Source organism: Flavobacterium sp., assembly GCF_049318185.1.
In the GTDB taxonomy this organism is placed as follows: Bacteria; Bacteroidota; Bacteroidia; order Flavobacteriales; family Flavobacteriaceae; genus Flavobacterium.
Genome location: NZ_JBMOGV010000052.1, coordinates 1 through 16,481, shown reverse-complemented (window position 1 = coordinate 16,481; position 16,481 = coordinate 1). Strand labels below are relative to the sequence as shown.

Below are 16,481 nucleotides of genomic sequence, written 5' to 3'. Positions count from 1 at the left end.
CATGATTTTAGAAATGAAAGTCCCATCACCGGGAGAATCGATTAAAGAAGTTGAAATTGCTACTTGGTTAGTAAAAGATGGTGATTATGTAGAAAAGGACCAAGCTATTGCTGAGGTTGATTCAGATAAAGCTACGCTGGAATTACCGGCTGAAGCCAGCGGAATTATTACACTAAAAGCAGAAGAAGGCGATGCAGTTGCCGTTGGCGCTGTTGTTTGTCTTATAGATACAAGTGCAGCCAAACCAAGTGGGTCTTCTGAGGCTTCAACATCAGTTAAAGAGGAAGTGAAAGCAACAGTTGCAGAAGCTCCAAAAGTGGTGCCAGTTGCTACAACAACGTATGCGTCAAACACGCCATCCCCGGCAGCTAGAAAAATATTAGAGGAAAAAAATATCCAACCATCAGAAATTGTTGGAACTGGAAAAGACGGCAGAATTACTAAAGAAGATGCTGTAAAAGGAGTTCCTTCCATGGGAACACCAACAGCGTGTAATCGTGGTTCACAAAGAACAAAATTATCAATGTTGCGTCGTAAAGTTGCCGAAAGATTAGTCGCTGCAAAAAATGAAACAGCCATGTTAACTACTTTCAACGAAGTAGATATGACTGCCATTTATGCTTTGCGCGAACAATACAAAGAAGAATTTAAAACCAAACACGGATTAGGATTAGGTTTCATGTCATTTTTTACCAAAGCTGTTACACGTGCCTTACAACTTTTCCCTGATGTTAACTCTATGATTGATGGGCAAGAAAAAATATCGTATGATTTTTGCGATATTTCAGTAGCCGTTTCTGGACCAAAAGGATTAATGGTTCCTGTAGTTCGTGCTGCCGAGAAATTAACTTTCAAAGGTGTTGAGGCCGAAATCAAAAGATTGGCAATTCGTGCCCGTGACGGACAGATTACTGTGGATGAAATGACTGGTGGAACATTTACCATTTCCAATGGTGGTGTTTTTGGAAGTATGTTGAGTACGCCAATCATCAATCCACCACAATCCGGAATTTTAGGAATGCACAATGTGGTTGATAGAGCGATTGTTAAAAACGGACAAATAGTGATTGCACCGGTAATGTTTGTGGCACTTTCTTATGATCACAGAATCATCGACGGTCGTGAATCGGTTGGTTTTCTTGTTGCTGTAAAAGAAGCGTTGGAAAATCCGTTAGAAATCTTGATGGATGGGAATGCTAAGAAAGCATTAGAATTGTAAAAAATACTTTGTCAATCTGACGAAGGAAGAATCTAAAAAACCCGTCTCATTAAAAAGAGACGGGTTTTATTTTATGTTTCTTTACGGTAAGGCATTTATCGCTGCTGTCAACTGGGCTTGAGTAACCACTGTGGTTTCACTTAAAGTAAAATTATACACAGCGCCAGCTGAAATGGTTACTTGTTTAATAGCATATCGCGGCTTTCCGTTTTCTTCTGTAGCAAAAATGATATGACAATTTAAACCAATTGGAATTTGTCCATAATGCTCACTGAATAATTCAGTAACATTGTCATAGGTATCTAATTTAGCTAAAGCATTCCCGTTTCCATCATAATGTAAATATACAGCAGAGTTTAGATTGTCATATCCGTCGGGAACAGAAACTAAAATAGTGGTTTTGGGTCTTATATCATTATAAAAGCAATCTACATTAGTCCAGCCAAAATTGCCAATAAAGGCATAGTAATTCGAAAAATTACCACCTTGACCCTCTATAAAAACACCATTTCCTCCAAGTTGATTTGGCTCGGCAACAGCCCATACAGAGTCATTCTCGACAAGATTCCATAAAGTCATATCAGGGTTTCCGCCATTATCATCCGTCAAATTAGTTGGTATTCCTAATGTGATTGAACCATTCAATTCTAATTGTTGTCCGTTTTGTGTAGCATTGATGTAAAATTCTCCGCCTGATAGCAACATAGATCGTTTACCGTCAGGCATTTTCCCCATGGTATGTTTACCAGTAGCCAGCATGTTACCACCATCAAAAATTTCAATGTATTTCAAATCAACAAGACCCGTAACAGGATTCCCGTTTAAAGTTAAAGCATTTGCGCTAATAGTTAACATGACTCCCTTGTCAGATGTAAAACTTGCTGAACCATTTGCTGTATTGAATTGAAAATTTTGCGTTAAAGAGGTGAGTGCTGCAGTTTTTATATTATTAAATCCAGCAGCAGTTGGGAGACTGTTCCCTTTATCGGAATTACTACAGCTAATAGTGAAAAGGATTAAAATTAAAGCACTCAAAATAGAATGGGTTGCTTTTTTAGAGTTGAAATGTGTGATTAGGTTTTTCATAAGTGTTTTTTATTTTAATTAAAATTCTGTTAAATTATTGCATTGTTTTTTCAAATGTAGTAAAAAAAGTATTACATTTTATTTGAATTGTAATTTTATAATTTAAATATAATGTTTTTAATTAATTCTTTATAACACTTTTTTAATATGAAAAAAAACAAAAAAAAGCAGAGATAGGATTTATTTTTATTACTATGCTTATTGATATTACCGGTTGGGGAATTATCATTCAAGTGCTACCAAACTGATTGCAGTACTTATTAATGGTGATATTAGCGAAGCAGCAAAATAGGGTGGTTGGTTGACTTTTGCTTATGCAATAACTCAATTTCTTTTTGCGCCGCTAATAGGAAATTTGAGTTACAAATTTGGAAGATGACAAAAATATTAATTTCACTTTTCGCCTTTGCTTTAGATTATTTGTTATTGTCTTTTTCACCAACTGTTGTTTGGCTTTTTATTCAATAAAAAAACATTTTACTGCAAATACAAACAGTGATTATAATAATCAATAACAGCTTTTCCTTCTAGCAGAATATCTGCACCAATAATACCATGAACTGGCTTTGATTTGTGTTGTTGTAACGCTTCGTTAACATGTGTCATATCAAAAATAACCAAATGAAAATCAGCTGTTTTCCATCGACCAATTTGAAAAAAATTGTTTTTGGCTAATTGGGTTTTCATTCCAGTGGCTCCAGCACCAGATGCTTTAGTTTTCGACTTACCTGCGGTCAAATTAAAATAGTCAATACCTTCGAAACCCACACAACTATTGGAAGCACCAGTATCAAGAATAAAATTTCCAGTAATACCATTGATACTTGCTTTAATAAGTAAATGTTGCGTTTTGGAAACCTTAAAATTCAGTTTCTTATACTTTTCTTTCTTGAGTACTTCTTGTAGTTTTTTCATGTTTTTTTACCGCAAAGGCACAAAGTTTATCGCAAAGTACGGAAAGTTTTTAAATTTTACTTATCGTTTAATAATCGTAATTTTGCACTGTTTAATCTGAAACTCATAACCCGAAACCCGAAACCAGTAACCTTTAACTCGAAACCCGCAACTCAAAATGATTTTAACCGATACACATACTCATCTTTATTCTGAAGAATTTGACAGTGACAGAGACGAAATGATTCAACGTGCTATTAACGCTGGAGTTTCGCGTTTTTTTGTTCCATCCATCGATTCGAGTTATACTCAAAAAATGTATGATTTAGAAACGCAGTTTCCCGAGAATATTTTTCTGATGATGGGTTTGCATCCTTGCTATGTCAAAGAAAATTATTTGGAAGAACTGGCACATGTAGAAACTGAATTGGCTAAAAGAAAGTTTTATGCTATTGGCGAAATTGGGATTGATTTGTTTTGGGACAAGTCATTTTTAAAGCAACAACAACAGGCGTTCAAGCATCAAATTCAATTGGCAAAAAAACACAAATTAGCCATAAACATTCATTGCCGTGAGGCTTTTGATGAAGTTTTTGAAGTGTTAGAAAGTGAAAAAGCGACTGATTTATTTGGAATATTTCATTGCTTTACTGGCGATTTCGGTCAAGCCAAAAGAGCAATAGACTTGAATATGAAACTCGGTATTGGCGGAGTTGCTACGTTTAAAAACGGAAAGATTGATCAGTTTCTTCATGAAATAGATTTAGAACATATTGTTCTAGAAACCGATTCGCCTTATTTAGCACCCGTGCCCTTTAGAGGCAAACGAAATGAAAGTAGTTTTACAAAATTAGTAGCCGAAAAATTAGCGATAATTTATCAACAGCCAATTGAAGAAATTGCCCGAATTACCACTGAAAATGCTAAAGCTATTTTTGGAATTTAAAACCCAAATCCTCCAAAAATTGACTTTTTTTTTGTTCATTTGTTCATCAAAAATTGAAAAAATACATGCAAAAATTTGATTCTATACGTCCGTTTTATGACGCAGAAGTAAATGAAAATATTAAATCGTCTCTTAATCATCCGATGATGAAAGCGATTATGAATTTTACTTTTCCAGAACTTGCAGATGATATTTGGAAAGAGCAATTGAGGCGAACCTTCTCTATACGGGATTTTCAATGTAACTTTATTTACCAAGCTTTACAAAAAGTCTTAGAAAAAAGCTCTGATGGTTTATCTACTTCGGGTTTTGAAAAACTAGAAAAGAACACGGCTTATCTTTTTGTTTCTAATCATCGGGATATCATTTTAGACACTTCTTTACTCAATGCTTGCCTTTTTGAGAACGGATTAGTTATGACGGCATCCGCAATAGGTGATAATTTGGTTAAACGTGATTTTATGAATACACTTGCCAAATTAAACCGAAATTTTTTGGTAAAAAGAGGATTATCTCCAAGAGAAATGCTTATGAGTTCCAAATTAATGTCTGAGTATATTGGTCAATTATTGTTGCGCGAAAATCGCTCAGTTTGGATAGCACAGCGCGAAGGGCGAACAAAGGATGGAAATGACGCTACTAATCCTGGGATTTTAAAAATGCTGTCAATGGCTTCGGATGAGAAGAATGTAATGACCTATTTTAAGAAAATAAAAATTGTACCCGTTTCTATATCCTACGAATATGATCCAACCGATGCCTTAAAAATGCCGCAACTTTTAGCGGAAGCTAATGACGAAGTTTACATAAAAGAGAAAAATGAAGATTTTATGACCTTATTAAGCGGAATTATTGGTCAGAAAAAGCACATTCACATTCATGTTTGTGATGTTATTGACAAAGAATTGGATGAAGTTGAAGCTGAGTTTGATAGCAGTAACAAGCAAGTGCAAGCCGTTGCAAAACTAATTGACGATGCCATTTTAAAAAGTTATAAGTTGTGGCCAACCAATTATATTGCCTTCGACTTACTTCACAAAACTGATAAGTTTAAAACGTATTATACAGACAACGAAAAGTCCCTGTTTGAACGTAGACTTGAAATGAAAATTGATGAAAATAATTTGCAAATGGTCGAAAGTTTCCTAGCAATGTATGCCAATCCTGTAGTGAATAAATCAAAATACAACAATGCAAATTAAACCAAACATACTTTTGATTTATACCGGTGGTACCATTGGGATGATGAAAGATTTTGAAACAGGTGCGTTGAAAGCATTCAACTTCAGCAAGTTGTTGCAAAAAATTCCAGAATTGAAACAATTGGATTGCAATATTAAAACCATTTCGTTTGAAAAACCTATTGATTCATCCAACATTAGTTCCGACAAATGGGTAACTATTGCTACAATTATTGAAGATAATTATACCAATTTTGATGGATTCGTAGTGCTTCACGGTTCAGACACTATGTCGTATTCTGCTTCAGCATTGAGTTTTATGTTAGAGAATTTGAATAAACCAGTAGTGTTTACTGGGTCACAATTACCCATAGGTGACTTGCGAACGGATGCCAAAGAAAACTTGATTACTGCTATTCAAATCGCTTCATTGCAGCATAGAGGGAAACCTATTATTCAGGAAGTTTGTTTGTATTTTGAATATAAATTATACCGCGGTAATAGAACCACAAAAATAAATGCCGAACATTTTAATGCATTTGCATCGCCTAATTTTCCTGCATTGGCAGAATCTGGCGTTCATTTGAATGTCAATCTCAATACTGTTGTACAAAAAGCCGCAAATAAAAAATTAATAGTTCATAAACATTTGAACGGTGATGTTGTTATTATTAAAATGTTTCCAGGAATCAATGAAACTATTTTATCTTCCATTATTGCCATTCCCAATTTAAAAGGAATAATTCTAGAAACTTATGGATCAGGAAATGCTCCATCGGAAGATTGGTTTATACAAATTTTGAAAAAAGCCATAAAAAATGGTTTACATATCATCAATGTTACTCAATGTTCAGGCGGAAGTGTAAACATGGGACAATATGAAACCAGTACACAACTGAAGAAAATAGGTATTATTTCTGGAAAAGATATCACTACTGAAGCTGCTATTACCAAACTGATGTATTTGCTGGGACAAAACGTTGCCTCTCCAGTCTTCAAAACTATTTTTGAAACATCCTTGCGTGGCGAAATGCAGTAATAATTTCTGAAACTAACTTTTTTTACTGAAAAAATTTGTTGTTCTTTGCAACTCAATTAGAGAGGTGGCCGAGTGGCTGAAGGCGCACGCTTGGAAAGCGTGTATATGGCAACATATCGAGGGTTCGAATCCCTTCCTCTCTGCAAAATTCTTCTTAAAATTAGTTTTATGCGATTATATCTTTTAATCTTAACTTTTTTTACCACCTTGAGTGTTTTTGCTCAAAACGTTGAGGCCGATTTTGACGCACTTGATTCGCTCTATAGAGAAGATCAGTTTTATGTAAATATTACCTATAATACCATACAAAAACGCCCAGAGGGATTTCAACAAAACAAACTTTCTCCAGGATTCTGCGTTGGGTTTTTAAGAGACATGCCATTGAATAAAAAAAGAACAGTTTCTCTTGCTGCTGGTTTGGGTTATTCATTAGCTATTTACAATCAAAATTTAGGAATATCCACTATAGATGGAACAAATACTTATCAAATTTTAGACTCGGATATTACCTATTCCAAAAACAAATTATCGTTGCATTATGTTGATTTGCCAATTGAGTTTCGTTGGCGAAATTCTACTATGGATAGCCATAAGTTTTGGCGTGTTTACGCTGGGTTAAAGTTGAGTTATTTGTTTTATGACCAATATAAACTAATTTCCTCTGCAACTAAAATTGACAAAGCCAATAATAAAGACTTTAATGATTTTCATTATGGTTTTTATTTGGCAACAGGATGGAATACTTGGAATATCTATGGCTATTATGGTCTAAACCCATTATTAAATTCCTCAGCAAAAATTAGCGGGAAAAGTATTGATATGAATACTATCAATTTTGGACTGATGTTTTATATTCTATAACCAAAAATAGAGCAATCCCAACTGTGGTAATATGCCACACAAAAACCCGATCAACAATTCTTTATTTGTATGTGCTTTCATTACCAAGCGCGATGAAGCGACTAAGCCATTCATAAAAACAAAAAAAGTAACCAAGTTGATGGTATTGATTTCATTTTTAATACTCAACCCAATAATAAAAACAGTCAGCGCACTGATGCCAATCATGTGAATGCTGGCTTTTGATTTAAAATACAATCCAATAAAAGCAATAGCAGCACTAATAATTCCTCCTAAAAAAAAGAAAAATAATACTGGAAATCGTTCTACAGTGATGCTTTTTGTGATTAAAACAGTAAGCAACATGATATGCAGCAACAAAGGAATTCTGCGATGCGAAATATCAGCAAGCATGATGTTATCTATTTTGCCAAAGGTTCTCAATAGATAAAAAAAAGCAATGGGCAACAAAAGAGTAATGATGATGATTTGCAGAAAAAGAATCAAATATTGGGGCTTTGTTAGAAAAATAGTATCCAACAAAACATAAAAAACAGTGCCTAATAGCGGAATGAAAATAGGGTGGAAGACATAAGAAAAAAGAGGAAGGATTTTTTTCAAGATAAGTGCTTTTTAAATCTTCTTTCGCATTCTAGCTACTGGAATGTCTAGTAAATCTCTGTATTTTGCAATTGTTCTTCGGGCAATAGGATACCCTTTTTCACCCAGAATTTCGGCTAATTGATCATCGGGTAAAGGTTTGCTTTTATCTTCTTCCTCAATAATGGTTTTTAGAATATTTTTGATTTCCAAGGTTGACACCTCTTCGCCTTGATCATTTTTCATCGCTTCGGAAAAGAATTCTTTTATCAATTTGGTGCCATAAGGTGTATCCACATATTTGCTATTAGCCACTCTAGAAACAGTAGAAATATCTAAACCAACCCTATCGGCAATGTCTTTTAGAATCATTGGTTTTAGCTTGGTTTCTTCGCCATCAAGAAAGTATTCTTGTTGAAAATGCATAATGGCATTCATGGTCACAAATAGTGTTTCTTGTCGCTGACGAATAGCATCGATAAACCATTTGGCAGAGTCTAATTTTTGTTTGATAAACTGCACAGCATCTTTTTGTGAATGTGATTTATCGCGCGAGTCTTTGTAGGTTTGCAACATTTCCTGATAATCTTTGGAAACATGTAATGAAGGGGCATTTCTGCCGTTTAATGTCAGTTCCAATTCACCCTCAACAATTCTAATGGCAAAATCGGGAACTATTTGTTCTACAGAGCGACTGCTACTATCAAAAGAACCACCCGGTTTTGGGTTTAATTTTTCGATTTCTTCAATCGCTTTTTTCAATCGGTCTTGCGTAATCTCGTATTTCTGAAGTAATTTATCGTAATGTTTTTTGGTAAAAGCATCAAATTGATTTTCAATGATATCAATAGCTAATGCCGCATATTCTGTTGGGGTTTTATGTTTCAATTGAAGCAGTAAACATTCCTGTAAATCTCGCGCACCAACACCCGAAGGTTCTAATTCATGCACGACATGAAGAATTTTTTCAACGGTTTTCTCATCGGTATAAATCCCTTGAGTAAAAGCCATATCATCAACAATATCCAAAATGGTTCTTCGTAAATAGCCATCATCATCAATACTTCCTACTAAAAATTCAGCAATACTTCTTTGATCATCAGAAAGGATAAAAGTATTTAATTGATTAATCAAATCTTGATGGAAACTTACCGATTCAGCAAAAGGTGTTTGTCGGTCTTCATCGTCATCGCTATAGTTATTGGCTTGTAGTTTGTAATCAGGAGTTTCGTCGTTACTTAAATATTCGTCTATATTGATTTCGGTATCAATATTTTCACTTCCTTCAAAATCATCATAGTCTTCATTATTATCAAACTCATCTTTTTCATACAATTCTTCCTCTTCTTTGCCACTTTCTAAAGCAGGATTTTCAAACAACTCTTCTTTCAAGCGCTGTTCAAAAGCTTGCGTAGGGAGTTGAATTAACTTCATCAGCTGAATTTGCTGTGGAGATAATTTCTGTGATAATTTAAGATGTAAGAACTGCTTTAACATTATTGCGGGTTGTCGATTGTCAGTTGTAATTTGCCTGATTTATTTTAACAGATGACATTGAACAGAAAACAGTTATTAAAACTCTGCGCTCTGTGGTGTTCTTGGAAAAGGAATTACATCACGAATATTAGTCATTCCTGTAACAAAAAGCACTAATCTTTCAAATCCTAATCCGAAACCAGAGTGAACTGCCGAACCAAAACGACGGGTGTCAAGATACCACCATAATTCTTCTTCATCGATGCCAATCGCTTTCATTTTCTCAACCAAAACATCATATCGCTCTTCTCTTTGTGAGCCACCAACAATCTCTCCAATACCTGGGAATAAAATATCCATGGCACGAACGGTCTCTTTTCCTGGTTCAGTAGCATCATTCAAACGCATATAGAAGGCTTTAATTTTAGCTGGATAATCATATAAAATCACCGGACAATTGAAGTGTTTTTCCACTAAGAAACGTTCGTGTTCTGATTGTAAATCTGCACCCCATTCATTGATTAAATATTGAAATTTTTTCTTTTTATTAGGAGTAGAATCTCTTAAAATATCGATGGCTTCTGTATAAGTAACGCGTTTGAAATCATTATTCATCACAAAATTCAATTTCTCTAACAATGCCATTTCGCTACGTTCTGCTTGCGGTTTTTGTTTTTCTTCGTCCAATAATCTTCCTTCTAAGAATTTTAAATCATCGGCACATTTGTCAACGGTATATTTAATAACATACTTGATAAAGTCTTCTGCTAAATCCATGTTGTCAATCAAATCATTGAAAGCCACTTCAGGTTCAATCATCCAGAATTCCGCCAAGTGACGCGATGTATTCGAATTCTCAGCACGGAAAGTGGGGCCAAAAGTATAAATCTGACCCAAAGCCATGGCAAAAGTTTCCCCTTCCAATTGTCCGGAAACGGTAAGGTTAGTATGTTTTCCGAAGAAATCTTTTTTGTAATCAATTTGTCCGTCTTCGGTTCTTGGCAAACTGTCTAAAGGCAATGAGGTCACTTGGAACATTTCTCCTGCGCCTTCTGCATCAGCACCTGTAATTACGGGCGTATTTACATAAACAAATCCTCTTTCCTGAAAATAGGTATGTACTGCATGCGCCAATACCGAACGCACTCTCATAATGGCACCAAAAGCATTGGTTCTTACTCTTAAATGTGCATTTTCTCTAAGGAATTCCAAAGAATGTTTCTTAGGTTGCATGGGGAATTTCTCGGCATCACAGTCGCCAAGGATTTCTAATTGAGCCACTTGAATTTCATATTTCTGACCAGCACCTTGGCTTTCTACTAATTTTCCAGTTAAAGCCACAGCAGTTCCTGTATTGATTCTTTTTAGGGTTTCTTCGGCTGTATTTTCAAAATCAACTACACACTGCAAATTATGAATAGTGGAACCATCGTTCAACGCAATAAACTGATTGTTTCTAAAAGTTCTTACCCAACCTTTTACGGTTACTTCATAGTTCGTTTTCGTACTGTTTAGTAATTCTTTAACTTTTGAATGTTTCATTTTGGAATAAGGATTTTAAAATTTAAGATTTTAGTGTCTTAAATCTAATTGCAAATATAATTTTTTATTTTTCTATTATTTTGTTTGTATCTATTAGTTCTTCGTTATTATCGCGATATATGTTGATACTTGGTTCTTCGGTTGGTTGTTTTTTACGGCTCCATTTTTCAGTGGTTAATACTAAGGCAGGAAGCACCACTAAATTAGCAAACATAGCAAAGGTAAGCGTAACCGAAATTAATCCACCTAAAGCAATTGTGCCGCCAAAACTTGACAAAGTGAAAATAGCAAAACCAAAAATCAAGACCACCGATGTGTAGAAAGTACTTACACCAGTTTCATGCAAGGCACTGATAACAGCTTTTTTTATTTTTCCGCCGTTTTGAATTAAGTCATGACGGTATTTTGCCATGAATTGTATGGCATTATCTACCGAAATTCCGAAAGCAATACTAAAAACTAAGATAGTTGAAGGTTTTAAGGGAATACCAAAATAACCCATCAATCCTGAGGTTATGCATAGCGGTAAAATATTGGTCACCACTGACGCAAAAATCATTTTCCAAGAGCGAAACATGTAAGCCATCAATCCTGCAATTAGTAAAATAGCAAATATCAAAGACTCAATAAGGTTATTGACTAAGTAGGATGTTCCTTTTTGAAATACTAATGCTTTTCCAGTTAGCGTAACTTCATATCGGTCATTTGGAAAAATCGTATTGATTTTAGCATGGAGTTTCTTTTCGATTTTTGCCATTTTTTCTGTACCAATATCTTTCATGAAAGTTGTTACTCGGGCATATTGTCCCGTTTTATCGACATAACTTTTCATTAAATTATCCTTTGAATTTTTTGAAGCATTTTTGGCATAAGAAAGAATAAACGCTTGTTCCTGAGAATTGGGCAAATCATAATATGTTGGATTACCATTATAAAAAGCTTGCTTGGAGTATTTTACCAAATTGACAATAGAAACAGGTTTTGATAATTCTGGAATGCTATCAATAGTTTTTTGGAGTTCATCCATTTTTCGCAAAGTAGATGATTTCATGACCCCTTTTTTGTGTTTGGTATCAATCATAATTTCTAGTGGCATAACCCCTTTAAATTCTTTTTCGAAAAAAAGAATATCTTTGAAAAAAGAAGCGCTTTTGGGCATCTCACTAATCAAACTTCCCGAAACCTCCATCTTTGAAATACCGATAACACTTAAAACTAATAACAAACCATAGATAGTGTAAATTAAATTTCGTTTGTACTTAACTAGGTTTTCGACCCAATTTAAAATAGCAGAAAGATAATTTTTGCTCAAATGGTTGAGGTGTTTTTCTTTGGGCAAAGGCAAGAAGCTGTAAACAATTGGGACAACTACCAATGTTAAAAGATAAACCGTTATCACATTTATTGAAGTTATCAATCCAAATTCAAAAAGCAAATCGTTTCCAGTAATCATAAACGTAGCAAAACCGATAGCAGTAGTCAAATTAGTCATCAAAGTAGAAACTCCAATTTTTGAAATTACTCGTTGCAAAGCTTTCGCTTGATTGCGGTGTATTTTGATTTCTTGTTGGTATTTATTAATCAGAAAAATACAATTGGTAATGCCAATAACAATAATCAAAGGTGGGATTATGGCAGTTAAAATCGTGATTTTATAGTGAAATAGTCCCAGTGTTCCAAAAGACCACATTACACCTACAATCAAAATACAAATAGAAATGAAAGTGGCTCTGTAGGAACGGAAAAACAAGAAAAATATCAATGAAGTAATGAATAAAGCGGCGCCTATAAACAACCCTATTTCCCCTTTCATATTTTCGGTATTGATAGTCCGGATATAGGGCATACCTGATACTTTCAAGTCAATATGGGTTTCGTTTTCAAATTTATCAACTTCAGGAACCAAAACATTTAAAATAAATTCTTTTCTAATAGGAGAATTAACAACTTCTTTTTTGATATAAATTGCTGAACGAATACTTCCTGATTTTTTGTTGAAAAGCAATCCTTCATAAAAAGGCAAATCATTGAAAAGTTGTTTTTTGATTTGCAATAAATAATTCGGGTCAAGTGTTCTTTTTTGGTCAAGTAACGGAACCAATTCAAACTTTTCTAACGAATCATTTTTTACCAGTTTTTTCAAGTTATTGAGAGAAACAACCAATTCAATTTCTTTTCTAGATTTTAAATTAGTCATCATTTCGTTCCAAGCTTTGTAAGCTTTAGGAGTAAAAAATGTATTGTCTTTTACACCAATAACAACAAGATTTCCTTCTTCGCCAAAGGTTTTTAGAAATTTTTGGTAGTCTTTATTAGCAGTATGATTTTTGGGCAATAAGTTAGCTTCATTATAGGTCATTCCAACGTTTTTCCATTGAAATGCAAAGAATACGGTAAGGATTAGAATAAATATACTAATCGTAATTCTGTTTCTGAGAATTTTACCTGCAATAAATTCCCAAAATCCTACTTTAATTTTTTTTTTCATTATAAAGTTAAAAACGGTTGCAAAGGTAATCAAAACCTAAAAAGCAGTAATTGATTTTTATAAAGTTTTACGAATTTTTAACAACGATTAATACTTCAATTTTAAATAATTGGTATTCATAAAAAAAAAATTAAAAAATTACATTCGTTTTTATCATATTTGTAGAAGGAACTAGCGTAACAAAATAATGAGAAACTTTAAAAATACTTTATTTTATATTATAGTCACAGGTGGATTTATTTGGTTGATGTACTGGATTATAGAACAAGGAAAATTATTGGAACTTGGAAAAAAAATTGTCTCTCCAACCTCAAAAGACAATCAATGGATTCAGTTTTTAAGTTCGCTTTTCCATAATCTTAAACATCCTTTAGCCTTATTGCTTTTTCAAATTATTACCATTGTTTTAGTGGCTAGAATTTTTGGTTGGATTTTTAGAAAAATAGGGCAACCATCCGTAATTGGAGAAATTATTGCTGGAATTGTACTAGGACCATCGCTTTTCGGATTGTATTTTCCAGACATGAAAGATGCTTTATTCCCACTAGAATCCTTGGGTAATCTTAAGATGTTAAGCCAAGTGGGTTTAATACTTTTTATGTTTGTTATTGGAATGGAACTCGATTTAAAAGTATTAAAAAACAAAGCCAATGAAGCTGTAGTTATTAGTCATGCTAGTATAGTAATTCCGTTTGCACTTGGGATTGGGTTATCCTATTATATTTATGATCAATTTGCACCAGTTGGAGTGGAATTTCTATCATTTGGTTTATTTATGGGAATTGCTATGAGTATTACTGCATTCCCAGTTTTAGCAAGAATTGTACAAGAACGAGGTATACATAAAACAAGATTAGGCACTATTGTCATCACTTGTGCTGCAGCCGATGATATTACCGCTTGGTGTTTGCTGGCAGCTGTTATTGCCATTGTAAAAGCAGGAAGTTTTGTGAGTGCTATCTATGTTATAGGATTGGCTATTTTATATGTTTTGATGATGCTTTTTGTTGTAAAACCTTTTTTGAAACGAATAGGTGATTTGTATGGTAAAAAAGATAATGTAAAAAAATCGGTGGTTGCCATATTTTTTTTAACGCTTATTGTTTCTGCTTATTTAACAGAAATTATTGGTATCCACGCACTATTTGGGGCTTTTATGGCGGGTGCTATTATGCCTGACATAGCTAAATTCAGAAATATTTTCATCGAAAAAGTGGAAGATATTGCCGTTATTCTTTTCTTGCCTTTATTCTTTGTATTTACGGGATTAAATACAAATATAGGCTTGATAAATGATCCTTACTTATGGAAAATTACGGGATATATCATTTTAGTTGCAGTAGGAGGAAAATTCTTCGGAAGTGCATTAGCAGCTAAGTTTGTCGGTCAAAATTGGCGCGAAAGTTTAACTATCGGTGCTTTGATGAATACCCGAGGATTGATGGAATTAGTAGTGCTTAATATTGGTTTTGAGTTAGGGGTTCTTTCTCCAAAAATATTCACAATGATGGTAATCATGGCTTTAGTCACTACATTCATGACAGGGCCAGCATTGGATATTATTAATTTTATTTTTAAGACCAAAAACGATATTATTCCATCTGAAATTAAGAAAGATTCAAAATTCAAAATTCTAATTTCTTTTGGGAATAATGAAAAAGGAAAATCTTTACTTCGTTTAGCAAATAGCTTGGTTAAAAACCAACAAGAAGAGTCCAATGTGACAGCAATGCATTTAACATTGAGTGATGAAATGCATGCTTATAATTTGGAAGAATATGAAAAAGAAACTTTTGAACCAATAATAAATGAATCAAAGAAATTAGACCAAAAAATAACTACCATCTTCAAAGCTACTGGTGATATAGAATCTGATATTGCCGATGTGGCACAAGAAGGGCAATATGATTTAGTATTGGTAGGTTTAGGTAAATCAATTTTTGAGGGCACCATCCTTGGAAAAGTTTTAGGATTCACCTCAAGGATTATAAACCCTGACAGACTATTAGATAAATTCAAAGGAAAAGAAGGCTTGTTCGAGAACTCTCCTTTTGATGATAGAACTAGATTGATTATTTCTAAAACCAAGACACCACTGGGTATTTTAATAGATAAGGATTTATATCAAGTGCAAAAAGTTTTTGTAGGATTGTATAGCATTGGTGATGTTTTCTTAATTGATTATGCACAAAAATTGATACATAACAACAATGCCATTGTTACCATTTTGGATAACAACGGACATAATAAAAACAATTTTACCATTCAAAATTCATTAGTGGCTTTGGAAGAAAAGTACCCAAATAATTTTGAAGTTTTTCAACTTAATCGAATTAATAAACCATTTTTAATAGAACAAGATTTGGTGATTTTTAGTTTGGATACATGGAAAAAACTTGTAGATGATGAGGTTTCTTGGTTGACAGATGTTCCTTCGGTTTTGATTATAAAACCTTAAAGGGGACAAAATATTTTATTGATTTTTGCAATCATTGAAATATGAAGTCCTTAACAATGAGTTAACGTATCTATTATTATCTTAACAATAAATATACCTTTAAACTTTTATAGGATAACAATTAATTAATTTTTAAATAACTATATTTTTTTTTTCAGGTTATATTTTTGTTTTTTTTAACAAGATATATCATGAAATTAAATTTACGTTTTTTTTTAGTCCTTTTTACATTATTTTCTTTTTCCTTAATCCATGCTCAAACCTCTGGAATCAAAGGTGTTGTGATTGAAGACAAGACAGGCCAACCTTTACCTGGAGCCACAGTAACTATAGTTGAATTGAATAAGTCAAGAGTTACTGATGCGAATGGAAATTTTACTTTTTCAAAAATAGCACCAGGGAGTTATGTTGTTAAAGTAGTGGCACTAACCTTCCAAGAAAAAGAAATTTCAGAAGTTATTGTAGTAGCTGATGAGATTTACAATTTAACGATTTCCTTGCTTGAAAAAAATAATCAGTTGGACGAAGTTGTTATTAAAGCTCCCACAAAAGCCAAAGTGGAATCGGTTAAGTCATTATTAACCATGCAAAAAAATAGTGCAACTGTTTCAGATGGTATTTCCGCAGAGACCATTAAAAGAACTCCAGACAAGAATACTTCCGATGTTTTGAAAAGAATAAGTGGCGCCAGTATTCAGGACAATCGTTTTGT

Annotated in this window: 13 protein-coding genes, 1 tRNA gene and 1 pseudogene; 9 read left to right on the top strand and 6 right to left on the bottom strand. The window is 33.6% G+C overall.

Features of this window, described 5'->3' with window-relative positions:
• Position 1 precedes the first annotated feature (1 nt).
• Positions 2–1,219 (top strand): 2-oxoglutarate dehydrogenase complex dihydrolipoyllysine-residue succinyltransferase, encoded by a 1,218-nt coding sequence (gene odhB / locus ACOYLT_RS06510; RefSeq protein ID WP_422853052.1) that lies wholly within the window; start codon positions 2–4, stop codon positions 1,217–1,219.
• Between the two features lie 81 nt (positions 1,220–1,300).
• On the opposite strand, the gene ACOYLT_RS06505 is transcribed toward odhB, so the two are convergent.
• Positions 1,301–2,305 carry a hypothetical protein gene (locus ACOYLT_RS06505; RefSeq protein ID WP_422853051.1) on the bottom strand — a complete coding sequence of 335 codons (1,005 nt, stop codon included), beginning with the start codon at positions 2,303–2,305 and terminating at the stop codon, positions 1,301–1,303.
• Between the two features lie 194 nt (positions 2,306–2,499).
• Between ACOYLT_RS06505 and ACOYLT_RS06500 the strand changes: the two are divergent.
• Positions 2,500–2,767 (top strand): annotated as a pseudogene (locus tag ACOYLT_RS06500) (tetracycline resistance MFS efflux pump); the annotation flags it as partial.
• A 15-nt stretch (positions 2,768–2,782) separates the two neighbouring features.
• Here ACOYLT_RS06500 and ACOYLT_RS06495 read toward each other — a convergent pair.
• Complete coding sequence (locus ACOYLT_RS06495; RefSeq protein WP_422853050.1) at positions 2,783–3,220, bottom strand: retropepsin-like aspartic protease; 438 nt, start codon at positions 3,218–3,220, stop codon at positions 2,783–2,785.
• 157 nt (positions 3,221–3,377) lie between these two features.
• Here ACOYLT_RS06495 and ACOYLT_RS06490 point away from each other — a divergent pair, with 157 nt between their 5' ends.
• The 5 genes from ACOYLT_RS06490 (at position 3,378) to ACOYLT_RS06470 (ending at position 7,226) form a co-directional block, all read left to right on the top strand.
• The gene (locus ACOYLT_RS06490; protein WP_422853049.1) at positions 3,378–4,145 is read left to right on the top strand and encodes a TatD family hydrolase; all 768 of its coding nucleotides are present in this window, start codon (positions 3,378–3,380) and stop codon (positions 4,143–4,145) included.
• Positions 4,146–4,210: 65 nt separating this feature from the next.
• Positions 4,211–5,347 carry a 1-acyl-sn-glycerol-3-phosphate acyltransferase gene (locus ACOYLT_RS06485; RefSeq protein ID WP_422853048.1) on the top strand — a complete coding sequence of 379 codons (1,137 nt, stop codon included), beginning with the start codon at positions 4,211–4,213 and terminating at the stop codon, positions 5,345–5,347.
• Positions 5,337–6,365 carry an asparaginase gene (locus ACOYLT_RS06480; protein ID WP_422853047.1) on the top strand — a complete coding sequence of 343 codons (1,029 nt, stop codon included), beginning with the start codon at positions 5,337–5,339 and terminating at the stop codon, positions 6,363–6,365. Before ACOYLT_RS06485 ends, ACOYLT_RS06480 begins: the two co-directional genes overlap by 11 nt.
• A 58-nt stretch (positions 6,366–6,423) precedes the next feature.
• Positions 6,424–6,508 (top strand) — tRNA-Ser (locus ACOYLT_RS06475).
• Positions 6,509–6,533: 25 nt separating this feature from the next.
• Positions 6,534–7,226, top strand: coding sequence for a porin family protein (locus ACOYLT_RS06470; RefSeq protein WP_422853046.1), 693 nt, complete (start codon positions 6,534–6,536; stop codon positions 7,224–7,226).
• Here the strand turns inward: ACOYLT_RS06470 and ACOYLT_RS06465 are convergent.
• The 4 genes from ACOYLT_RS06465 to ACOYLT_RS06450 all read right to left on the bottom strand — a co-directional run bounded on the left by ACOYLT_RS06465 (position 7,221) and on the right by ACOYLT_RS06450 (position 13,311).
• Positions 7,221–7,826 (bottom strand): hypothetical protein, encoded by a 606-nt coding sequence (locus ACOYLT_RS06465; RefSeq protein WP_422853045.1) that lies wholly within the window; start codon positions 7,824–7,826, stop codon positions 7,221–7,223. The genes ACOYLT_RS06470 and ACOYLT_RS06465 overlap by 6 nt on opposite strands.
• Before the next feature lie 12 nt (positions 7,827–7,838).
• Positions 7,839–9,302 carry an RNA polymerase factor sigma-54 gene (gene rpoN, locus ACOYLT_RS06460; protein ID WP_422853044.1) on the bottom strand — a complete coding sequence of 488 codons (1,464 nt, stop codon included), beginning with the start codon at positions 9,300–9,302 and terminating at the stop codon, positions 7,839–7,841.
• A 75-nt stretch (positions 9,303–9,377) separates the two neighbouring features.
• Positions 9,378–10,823, bottom strand: coding sequence for an asparagine--tRNA ligase (asnS, locus tag ACOYLT_RS06455; protein ID WP_422853043.1), 1,446 nt, complete (start codon positions 10,821–10,823; stop codon positions 9,378–9,380).
• 64 nt (positions 10,824–10,887) lie between these two features.
• On the bottom strand, positions 10,888–13,311 hold the full coding sequence (locus ACOYLT_RS06450; RefSeq protein WP_422853042.1) for an efflux RND transporter permease subunit: 2,424 nt from the start codon (positions 13,309–13,311) through the stop codon (positions 10,888–10,890).
• A gap of 187 nt (positions 13,312–13,498) precedes the next feature.
• Here ACOYLT_RS06450 and ACOYLT_RS06445 point away from each other — a divergent pair, with 187 nt between their 5' ends.
• Both ACOYLT_RS06445 and ACOYLT_RS06440 read left to right on the top strand, forming a co-directional pair.
• Positions 13,499–15,769: a cation:proton antiporter gene (locus ACOYLT_RS06445; RefSeq protein WP_422853041.1), complete on the top strand. Its 2,271-nt coding sequence runs from the start codon at positions 13,499–13,501 to the stop codon at positions 15,767–15,769.
• A gap of 191 nt (positions 15,770–15,960) precedes the next feature.
• Positions 15,961–16,481: carboxypeptidase-like regulatory domain-containing protein (locus ACOYLT_RS06440; RefSeq protein ID WP_422853040.1), on the top strand; the 521-nt coding region annotated here is incomplete at its 3' end.